This is a genomic window from Vibrio sp. 10N.261.51.A3 (assembly GCF_041471965.1).
Lineage (GTDB): Bacteria > Pseudomonadota > Gammaproteobacteria > Enterobacterales > Vibrionaceae > Vibrio > Vibrio crassostreae_C.
The window spans coordinates 1-10,505 of the sequence record NZ_JBFRPK010000132.1 but is presented as its reverse complement, the minus strand read 5'-3'; the positions used below and the strand labels follow the sequence as shown (position 1 = coordinate 10,505).

The window sequence follows — 10,505 nt, the reverse complement described above, 5'->3', positions numbered from 1 at the left end:
GCCTCCTCCTACTCGATTGCATGATTATTGACCATGTTGAAATTTGGTTGCGTATGGAAGATAGAAAATCATGGATGGTTTTTCGCTGGATATGAGAACACTTAATTTTATTATTATTTTGTTCTCTTTCACTTACTGCATTGGCTTATTGCTGTTCCAATTTACGCAACAGCCAATTAAAGGGCTCTCTAGCTTTTCCCTTTCAATATTTGTTATTGGAACTGGGCCGTTGATGTTGAGCCTAAGGGGGGAGTTACCGGATTGGGTCACTGTTATTGGTGCCAATATGGTCATTGCGCTAGGCTTTCATCTCGCTTTGTATAGTTTATGCTTGTTCCGAGAATACTCTTTAAAATGTACCTACCTCAGCAGCTTGATGATGTTGGCTCTTCTGCTAGGTTTTATTCACTTCACGTACTATGAACCTTCCATCAAGGCTCGAATTATTCTCATTAGTTTCTATTTAGCCTTTGTCACTCTTTGCACTGCCTTTGTGGTGTTAAAGGGTCAACGTGATGACTTGAACTTAGCTACTCGGATGATGGCCTTATCATTTTTGATATATGGCGGGTTTATGGTTTTCCGAGTATTGGTGACGCTATTTTCAGCTGAGCTTCAGGATTTCATGGCAGCCGCACTCATTCATCAACTTGCCTTTTTAATGAGTATTGTTCTTATCGTGTCGATGAGCTTCACAATGCTCTGGTTGATTAATGCAAGGTTGCTTAGGTCTATTCATGACCTGTCTTACAGCGACCCTTGGAAACCGCAGAGCATTAGATGAAATGGTTCCAGTCATCATGAAGCAGGCGGGGACTGCACCTGTCAGTGCCATTATGATGGATATTGATAATTTTAAGTCGATTAATGACCAACACGGGCACATTGTAGGTGACCTCGTGATCAAGTCTTTTGCTGAAATGGTTCAAAGTGCGATAAAAACATCGCCTAAAGCCAGTGCGTTTCGTTTTGGCGGAGACGAGATAATGATTTTATTGCCCAATGTTAATTTCCTACAAGCACAGGCTATTGCTTGTAAGCTGCGATTATCCATTTCAGAGATCTCAGCCGTGCAAGGGAATGAGATGTTTCTGACGTCGAGTTTCGGTGTCGCTCAGCTTCACCCACATGAGAATTGGGTTGGGTTTATTAGTCGAGCCGACAAAGCGTTATATCAAGCGAAAACAAACGGTCGCAATATGACTTCAATTTGTCCTAGTCATATTAACGAGATCGTCACTGCCACATCACCAATACCGCTGCAATAGAGAGTAAGATGAGTGCAAGAATGTCTTTGCGTGCGATGCTTTGTCCTAACCAGAAGTAGGATATCAACACCATGAAGATCACTTCGACTTGCCCAAGCGTCTTTACGTACGGAACGGCTTGAAGTGACATTGCGCTAAACCAACCCAGAGAACCGATAACACTCGCTAGGCTTGTCATTACGACCAGTTTCGACTTTTTGAATATCAGGCGCAGCGTGTCGCGTTCTCTGAAAAAGAGATACGTACAGATAATCACTGTCTGAAGGGAAATGACGAGGAACAGCACCCAAGCAGCGCTATGAGGGAACGGCAACCCTATGCTCAAACTTGCTTCCCGTACCCAAAGAGACGTTAAAGCAAAGGCGGTGCTACACGCCATACCTAATAAGAACACTTTTGGGGACAAGCTTCGCCAGCCAGAAGCGCTACTCATGATTAGCACGCCTAAAGTACCAATAAGTACGCCGACCCAACCTGTTAGTGTCAAAGCAGTACCAAAAAACAATACGGATAGCACCGCAGACACGGGGGCTTCACACTTGGCTAATCCTGCGCCTATCGCATAGTTTTCTAGCTTGAACAGCATCACCATTAAGCCGGTCGCGAGGATCTGCATGATGGCGGCAGCAACAATATAGAAAACAAACTCACCCGAAAAATCCGGTGCGGAGACTGGCTGCCATTGATAGAGGGTGTAGAGGTAAATAAGGGCGATTGGGCCAGCCCAAATAAAACGCGCCAACGTCACGCCAGCCACGCTCATGGTGCCACTTAATTTACTTTGAAAGGCATTGCGCCAAGATTGGCTAAAGGCAGCAAGGAGAGTAAAGGCTATCCAACTAAAAGACATGACGCGTCCATGTGTTATGTAATTTGCTGATTATATTAACAAATAAAACCAATATAAGAAGCGATTTGTTCTTTTAATAAGCAATAGTCAGTTGCGTGAATCGCTCTGTTTTGAAGAATATTCGGTCTTTAAAACTTGCGCTGTAAACCTTAACGGCTTCATTTACTTGTCACTCGACATCAATCGATTGTTTAGAAAATCGCTTCTTTTCTGTTCTTGAAGTAGAACAGCGCGCTGATCAAAACGAACAGTAAGGTGAAGTAATAGAAAAAAGAAGACAGTGAGGCCAAGAAGGCAAGGTTCTGTCCTATTTCTTGTTCGGTGTAGCCCTGAGACACCAACTTATAGTAGTAAGCGTACAAGATACCGATCAGACCGTATCCGAGGTTAAACATCAAACCTTTGAAACTAAGAACGGTGGCTCTGTTGTGTGATTCGGTTTTTTTATTCAGGTGGTAGCTGATGAAAATGTTCATCGTCATGATGATAAAGATTAATACTAGTGCCGGAATGACCCCGTAAATCGACCAACCTAAACTGATCCAGTAATAAGTCGCCATGCTTGCTAAACCCATGACCACAATGAAGGTTTTAGGCTCGATACTCTCTGCTAATCTTCGGCTTTGTCCTGCCAATATAATCTTAAGCAAACTTATACCCGCACCAATAAAACCAAAGTAGATAATTGGAATATCAATGGCCAGATAGTATTGGCTGTTCATGGTTAGGAACATTCGCGAGGTGTGTTCGAATAGGCTGTAGTAGAGCAAGATGAACAGCACGTAAGGCGTAGCGAATACCCATTTTCCTGCATCGATCGTCAATTTAAGACTTGAGATGGTGGTTGCCAATTTGGTTTGGTCGCTTGGCATCAGCTTTTTCTCTTCGCGCATATTAATCGCGGCATAGATGGCGATCATCGCTACAAATAGGGTGGCGAACACAGGAATACGCATCAGGTCTTTAGTGCTTTCTGGTTCGGCTAGTCCAAGGAAATGAAAGATGTTCGTCATAAAGTTCACGTCGTACATCGCCGCACCAATCAGCGTGACAAAGATACCGACCGTTGAGGCGACACGAAGCTGGATTTGCAGCACTCGCGGCCACAACTCTTCATTACCTTGTTCTTTTAAGGTGTCGTAAGCCAATGCCTCGTCGGCGCCGCTGGCCAGTGCCATCGCTAAGCCACTGAGAATCCGGTTAATCAGAAAGACTATGAACACCAAGTCGGGGTTTCCGGTTGGCACTAAGGCGATCATTGCGATCTCAACAAACATCACAATCGAAGACAGCACCACCAGTTTCTTGCGGCCTAAGGTATCGGCGAATGCACCCGACGGTACTTCAGCAAGCACAATGGTGGCCGCCCAAACTACATTGAGCATCGCGAATTGAGACAGGGTTAACCCGTAATCTAAATAAAGTAGTGTGAATATAGGGTAGTAAAAACGCGCAAAGTAGCTGCTTCTAAACATCAAGAAGTAGCGGACATTGGGAATTTTAAGGATCTCTTTGAGCGTCATGATAATTTCAGTAATTTAGATAACACATTATTATGTATAACCCTTTTACTCTTTTAAATCATGGAATTGTTGCCAAATCCCTAAAATATCTGGTTTGGGTGATCTTCGAACTCATTGTTCATAGTGGGTTATAGGTTTCTCGTCTTCAAATCACTTTCCCCTATTCATTTAGTTTGTGGTGCCGTTTCACTTGTTCGACTGATTTTGGTGCAGGATCGAACTTCTACAACGTCGCTCTCGTATTTACATCTTATTGTATGATTTAATTATTGGTAATAACGATACGCAATGAATCCAATGTAATTGAGGAAGCGAGCATGATCTTAGAGTCATTCAGTCTGGAAGGTAAAGTAGCGATAGTGACGGGCTGTAACACGGGGCTTGGGCAAGGTATTGCATTAGGCCTAGCGGAAGCCGGTTGTAAGGTTGTCGGTGTTAACCGAACAGAGCCTGAAGAGACTATTGAGAAAATGAGTGCAGCAGGTCATTCGTTCCTAAACGTGAGTGCTGATCTTCTCGAGCAAGCGTGCATTCCAGGGGTTATAGAGCGCACTTTGGCTGAGTTTGGCCAAGTCGACATTCTCGTGAACAATGCAGGAATTATTCGCCGCCAAGATGCTATTGAGTTCTCAGAGCAAGATTGGGATGACGTAATGAACGTGAACACCAAGACGGTGTTCTTTATGTCTCAGGCTGTTGCAAAGCAATTTAAGGCTCAAGGTACTGGCGGAAAGATCATTAACATTGCATCGATGCTCTCATTCCAAGGTGGCATTCGAGTTCCTTCCTATACGGCTTCAAAAAGTGCTGTGATGGGCGTGACACGTGCTATGGCGAACGAATGGGCGCGCGATAATATCAACGTGAATGCGATAGCCCCCGGTTATATGGAAACGAACAATACTCAAGCTCTGCGTGAAGATGCTGAGCGTAATCAAGCGATTCTTGAGCGTATTCCGGCTGAACGTTGGGGTAAACCGCAAGATATCGCAGGTCCTTGTGTGTTCTTAGCATCATCAGCATCGGATTACATTAATGGCTATACCATTGCTGTTGACGGTGGTTGGTTAGCACGCTAATTAGTTTTTTATTCTAAATTTTGAGTTTGCAGCAATCTTGCAGGAGAAGATAAATGAAAATCGCTTTAATGATGGAAAACAGTCAAGCAGGCAAAAATGCTATGGTATCAGCTGAACTAGAGTCAGTTGCTGGTGGTTTTGGTCACGATGTCTTCAACCTAGGAATGACAGACGAGAACGATCACCACTTAACGTATATTCATCTAGGTATTATGGCGAGCATTCTGATTAACTCAAAGGCTGTTGACTTTGTTGTGACAGGATGTGGCACTGGCCAAGGTGCTTTGATGTCACTGAACCTGCATCCGGGGGTGGTTTGTGGTTACTGCCTAGAGCCATCAGATGCTTTCTTGTTTAACCAAATTAACAACGGTAATGCTCTCGCTCTCGCTTTTGCTAAAGGCTTTGGCTGGGCAGGTGAACTCAACATTCGTTATATCTTTGAAAAAGCGTTCACAGGCGAGCGTGGTAATGGGTATCCACTAGAGCGTGCAGAACCACAGCAACGTAATGCAGCAATTTTGAATGAAGTGAAAGCGGCGGTGGTAAAAGATAACTTTATTGATTCTCTGAGAGCCATCGACCAAGATCTAGTGAAAACAGCGGTTGGCAGCGAACGTTTCCAACAATGCTTCTTTGAGCATTGCCAAAACCAAGAAATCGCTGATTATGTTCGTTCACTTTTAGATTAATTAGAGCGTTTAGTTCTGATAGAGCCAGCCTTGTTCGGCTGGCTTTTTGATGAATAATTAAAGCAATGTAATGAGACAAACAGTAATCAACTGGCTAAATTGCGATTCGTGTTTTCCTGCATCTACTCTTCATCTTCGGTTTCTTTGGAAGCATTCGAGGCACAGCCTTTCTCTAGCCAGTTATCGAGCACGCGTTGCAGCGCGTTCAAAGAGGTTGGTTTATCTAGGCGACCATCCATCAACTTGCTGATCATATCTAACTCGTGCTGTCCTGATTCGCCAGACAAAGCAATGATTGGCGTTTGAGGAGAGCGTGCCTTGATGATTTGGCTTGCGTCAAAACCATTCATTATCGGCATTTGTACGTCCATTAAGATCAAATCGACCTTGTGTGTTTTGAACAGCTCGACGGCATTCTCGCCGTTTTTAGCTTGTAAGCTATTTACGCCAAGTCGACTCAGGTACATCTGAACAAGCGTGCGTTGCACTTCTTTATCATCGACGATAAGCACGGTTGGAGCCAAATGGTTCTCTGGGGTTAGCGTACTTGTTGGCTCTGAACTTTGCGTTTCCGCTTGGTTATCTGGCTTAACTTCTGCGTTGGGTTTGTTTTCAGTTGTGGTTTGATTACTTTTCCAATCATTGAAGTAAGGCGTACGAAGTGCGTCTGCTTTGGGTGCATTGGGTACTACCGGGAAGTACAGGTGGAACTCAGTAAACTCCCCAAGTTTAGAGTGGCACTCAACTCGGCCGCCAAATGAACGCATCACACGTTGGCAATAGCCAAGCCCTAGGCCGCTACCACCGCTTTTTTGGTAAGAGAAGAAGTCATCAAAGATCTTATGTGCAATGGCTTCGTCAATGCCAGGGCCGGTATCTCGGAATATCAGAACGTTCTCGTAAGGCCCTGTGTTGGTGCTGATCTCAATTTGGCTTTCTGGATAAGAATCAAAGTAATAGATTGCATTACGTATCAGGTTGAAAATAACGAAATTGAATAAGGTTTCATTGAGCTTTGCTACAAAATCAGCGTGTTGTGGTAAACGAATGCGTTCAATGATCTTTTCATTCTCAAAACCATAGTGGCTTACGGCTTGATCTACGGCTTTGTGGATAGAGGTCATGGCCACAGGGCCGTGTTCAGGCGTACTGTCACTGACTTCGCGCAGGATGATATCAATCAGTTGTCGCCCGCGTTGAATCGCCGCTTGGCCATTCTCAATATCCTTTAGGATTTGTTTAGCTGGGGCTTGGTTATCAATGTGCTGTTTTAACACCTCAAAATGCAGCTGCACTTGAGCCAGCGGGTTACGCATTTCGTGTGCGATAGAATTAGCAAGCGCGCGACTTTGGCGAATGCGTCTATCGGCTTCAATGGTGCTTTGTACACGAGTTAACAAGGTTTGCAGTGCAGAGATCTCTTCGTTAGAGAACATCTTATCGTTGCTCTTATGTGATGAGACCAATAAGTGCGTGACCGATTTCCCCTGACCAAATAAAGGCATCACCAAAGCGGTGTCGTTTGAGCTCATCTTGTCATATAGGGCTTTTATCGAGCGCTTGGCTGGTGCGGTGTAATCAAGCTCCTGAGACAGTTCATCGAACACTAAAACGGACTTGTTGGTAGACAGGTAATCTTCGTAGAAGGTTTCGTTGTAGTTGCTGTTCACCAGACGCAACTTGTCTTCGGGAATCTGCAATAGGCTACCTAATCGACGCATTGCATCATCAATCGACAGCTTGAAATCGTCTTCTAGTGAGAGGATCTGTTGTACTGGCGTTTTCTTGTTTCCGTAGACAAAGAACGAGGCGTAGTGGCTTACGCGCTTGTAGAGAACATGCCACGTGATGCCGATAATCGCGCAGATTGGGATAGCAACAAGCCATTGACTGTCGTCTGTCAGCGGGATAAATATCGCGCCAAAAGGGATCACCAAAATAGCACAAACCAACATCGCATTTAGGCTCATGTACGCCAGGTATTTCACGCTGTAGAAGCGCGAGGTCAGCAGGGCATAGCCAACGAACAACATTTCACTTATCGACAAAGCTGGTGGCAGCCAAGTGAGCGAGAAATCACGCAAGAAGTAGGTCATGCCTAGGTGGATCGTCGCAGTAGACAGCATGAAGACTAAAATGCCGGCGATCATATAGTTGGTTTTGGCTAAAGTTAGCTTGCTGCTGTTGGCGCGCATGGCCACCAGGTTGAGTAGTGTTAGCACTACAAAGCTAATCATCCCAATAAAGAAGTACGGCGTATGCGGGCCAAACTCAATCACGAACTGGCTTGGGCCTGCAATGGTGACGTGTTCAACGGTTAACCCCGGACTTAAATTGATAAAGAAGGAGTAGACGGTCAGGGTGACGAAAATGGCTTGCTGCCACACATGAACCTTACCATTACGTTGTTCAGCGGCGAGTTTGCACGAGAAGTAATAGGCAAAGGCAAACGCAAAGAACGAGGCGAGGTTGGCAAACTTTGCGGCGAACACGGCGGCCGAGGCCCCAAGTTCCGGTAATAAGTCGGTATGGAAATAAGCGTTACTGCTGATCCACGCAACAATGCAGATCGAATACGCGATGTAAGGGGCATGGTGTGTCCCTGCGATCACTTCGTTCTTCTGTTTCAGGCGATAGCAGTAATAGAACAACCACATGACAACCACAGCCACGGTTGCAAGCAGTGTGATTGCTTTTGCATAGATGATCGCCTCTAGGCCGAAATCAAACATGTTCATCCTTTTTCACCGAGCTAGTTTTTCCTGCCGAGCGCGACTTTTCTAATGACTTTCTGCTTTCTCGCACTGCGCGTTTGTAGCTTCGAAAATCGACATTATTGAACGCTTTTACCATCATCTCAAAATTCCAGAATCCACGATAAATTGTCGTGCCATCGTCATTTAATTCGCAATATCCAGAATGGAAGTATGCATTGGAATCAATGGTTTGATAAAACTGAAGCATGAAAGGTTGCTCGATAATAGTGAAGCCAATCTTATAGCCTATTTGGTGTAACACACTCATCAGCTCTTTTTGAGAAAGGTAGAGGAAATAGAGCTTTTGTTGGGTATTGCCACTGACTGTCAGACGTAACACCTCACACAGGGCATCTTTGTCGGACAATTGTAACTGGAATTGTTGGTCAAATTCTGGGAGAGAGTAACATTTTGACAGTGTAGGCGGTGTGAAAAGTTGTAACCCTGCGAGTTCATCGTAGCCGTAATTGGGTAAACAGTATTGCCATTGCTCATTGCTGAACGGCGGTGCGTAACTTAGCCAAGTGTCATTCTTAGACCAGTCTTGAATCAGCGCAGAGGAAACCAGTGTTGGAAAGGCTTCATCGACTGGATGCTTGAGCAGAATAAAATGCTTACCTGCCTGAGAAAGGTGTAATAAAGGCAGCATCTCAAACCATTTCTCGCCCTTGATGAACACCTCGAGATTGCTTAAAGCAATGGCATCGCTGATTGGCATTCCTTGTGGGTGACTCGGTGTTTGTACCAAAAGTGGCTCATGTTCTATCTGTTCGATGATCGCACCGTAATAAGCACTGTCATTGATAGGGAGGTCGACATGAGAAATGGAGCTTGGATTTAATGGAGATTTTGCTTTGATCGCAGCAATTTCACACTCACACCAGAAATCTAGCCAATGCATATAGCACTGCCCTACAGCCTGCTCTAGAAGAGCAATCTCTGCAGATAGTGTATTTGGATAGCGCAGAATCAGATCGCGGTAGTCCATCACCTCAAACAATACAGAGTAGCTTTTGTTTTGATGCTCTGGGAAAAGCAATTCTAATTGGCTTCTACGATATTCAGTCACGCTTTGAAAAAGCTCAGTGCGCTCATGTGGCTGATAAGTGCTGATGACGAGCTCTATCAGCGCTCGCTGTTTTATTTCGATAGACAGACTGCTAGCCAACAGTGAGCCTAAAGACGACGTTAATTTCATGTTTAACCTAGCCTAGGTTTATATAATTATTTTTATTTGATCTGCACTATCTATAGGACACTGATTTTAGGTATGTGTTTGAAGTTACGTTACTTTGAGAGAGCTAATCGTAACTTTACTTGTGTCCATGTTGTGAGAAGTAAGTTGCATAATCGGGTGAGATTTTACTACTTGCACCCACCCTTAACAATAAAGATTTTCCATATTTGAATGAATTCACAGATGAACAAAGTACATTATTATCAACAACTTGTAGGGTTGGGTCACAGTTTTAAAATCAGACATGATTAAGTCGAGCATAAACTTTTGGATTTATAAAATAATTTCAAATATCTATTTTTTGAACCAATATCATAATCCACATCAAGATGAGCTCATCTTATTAATCGTGATAGGAATGTTTTTGGTGTGAAGTATGTAATTATCTGATTGATTATGTCTGTATTATTACTCGCTTATTCTCTCGCTACTCATTTTAATGATTTAAATATTAGGTGGATAAAAGCAGAGCTCCAGTCCTCGTCTTGTTTTCCTGACAATCTCCTGTGTTTATAGAGTAGTTACACCATAATCTCTGATGAAGTGATGACATTCGAGGTTTAAGCTTGCCTGCATATGAAACATTATTGCGAGTAATCCCTCGTAAATGATTGAGGTAGAGAGAATTTATGAAGAACGTACGATTAACATCATTACTTGGAACAGCAACCTTGTTTAGTGTCGTGGCGTTAGCTGGGTGTAGTCAGAAATCAGAGGTACCAACTCAACCGCAAGAGAATGCGAACCCCATCTGCAGCACTAAAAACCTGACGGGTGGTTGGTCGAAAAGTGAGATAACACCAGAAGCCAAGCAAGCTTTAAACGCAGTTCTTAGCCAAATGAACACTTCAGCTGAGCTCAAGCAGATCTTGAGTGTTCGAACTCAGGTTGTCGCGGGTTTGAATTACGCTATTGAGTTTGAAATGGATAATGGTGAAGTGTGGAACACCATCGTTTACCGTTCTCTACAAGGTGACATCGAAATGACGCAACCTGCACAGAAAGGTCTTCTGTGCTCATAATCTAGATGCGTCTGTATCTTGTGAGATAGGCTTATAGCAAATAAAAATGGCTCCGTATTGGGCTGTCTCTTGATCACA

7 protein-coding genes and 1 pseudogene are annotated in these 10,505 nt (G+C 44.0%); 4 read left to right on the top strand and 4 right to left on the bottom strand.

The genetic code is table 11. From position 1 onward, the window contains the following. The first annotated feature begins 70 nt into the window (after positions 1 to 70). A pseudogene (locus AB4371_RS21945) lies at positions 71 to 1,268 on the top strand (GGDEF domain-containing protein). Here AB4371_RS21945 and AB4371_RS21940 read toward each other — a convergent pair. Together AB4371_RS21940 and AB4371_RS21935 are read right to left on the bottom strand one after the other, a co-directional pair. After that, positions 1,237 to 2,118 carry a DMT family transporter gene (locus AB4371_RS21940; protein WP_017067924.1) on the bottom strand — a complete coding sequence of 294 codons (882 nt, stop codon included), beginning with the start codon at positions 2,116 to 2,118 and terminating at the stop codon, positions 1,237 to 1,239. The pseudogene AB4371_RS21945 and the gene AB4371_RS21940 overlap by 32 nt on opposite strands. 191 nt (positions 2,119 to 2,309) lie before the next feature. Beyond that, positions 2,310 to 3,641: an MFS transporter gene (locus AB4371_RS21935; protein ID WP_372150659.1), complete on the bottom strand. Its 1,332-nt coding sequence runs from the start codon at positions 3,639 to 3,641 to the stop codon at positions 2,310 to 2,312. A 317-nt stretch (positions 3,642 to 3,958) separates the two neighbouring features. On the opposite strand from AB4371_RS21935, the gene kduD reads away from it, so the two are divergent. Together kduD and AB4371_RS21925 are read left to right on the top strand one after the other, a co-directional pair. After that, positions 3,959 to 4,720 (top strand): 2-dehydro-3-deoxy-D-gluconate 5-dehydrogenase KduD, encoded by a 762-nt coding sequence (kduD, locus tag AB4371_RS21930; protein WP_017067926.1) that lies wholly within the window; start codon positions 3,959 to 3,961, stop codon positions 4,718 to 4,720. Positions 4,721 to 4,773: 53 nt separating this feature from the next. Continuing rightward, complete coding sequence (locus AB4371_RS21925) at positions 4,774 to 5,412, top strand: RpiB/LacA/LacB family sugar-phosphate isomerase (RefSeq protein ID WP_017067927.1); 639 nt, start codon at positions 4,774 to 4,776, stop codon at positions 5,410 to 5,412. A gap of 122 nt (positions 5,413 to 5,534) precedes the next feature. On the opposite strand, the gene AB4371_RS21920 is transcribed toward AB4371_RS21925, so the two are convergent. Both AB4371_RS21920 and AB4371_RS21915 read right to left on the bottom strand, forming a co-directional pair. After that, positions 5,535 to 8,144: a response regulator gene (locus AB4371_RS21920; protein WP_372150658.1), complete on the bottom strand. Its 2,610-nt coding sequence runs from the start codon at positions 8,142 to 8,144 to the stop codon at positions 5,535 to 5,537. Next, complete coding sequence (locus AB4371_RS21915; RefSeq protein ID WP_017064276.1) at positions 8,137 to 9,366, bottom strand: acyl-homoserine-lactone synthase; 1,230 nt, start codon at positions 9,364 to 9,366, stop codon at positions 8,137 to 8,139. Before AB4371_RS21915 ends, AB4371_RS21920 begins: the two co-directional genes overlap by 8 nt. A gap of 668 nt (positions 9,367 to 10,034) precedes the next feature. Between AB4371_RS21915 and AB4371_RS21910 the strand changes: the two genes are divergently transcribed. Next, complete coding sequence (locus tag AB4371_RS21910; RefSeq protein ID WP_017064277.1) at positions 10,035 to 10,427, top strand: cystatin domain-containing protein; 393 nt, start codon at positions 10,035 to 10,037, stop codon at positions 10,425 to 10,427. Positions 10,428 to 10,505 lie beyond the last annotated feature (78 nt).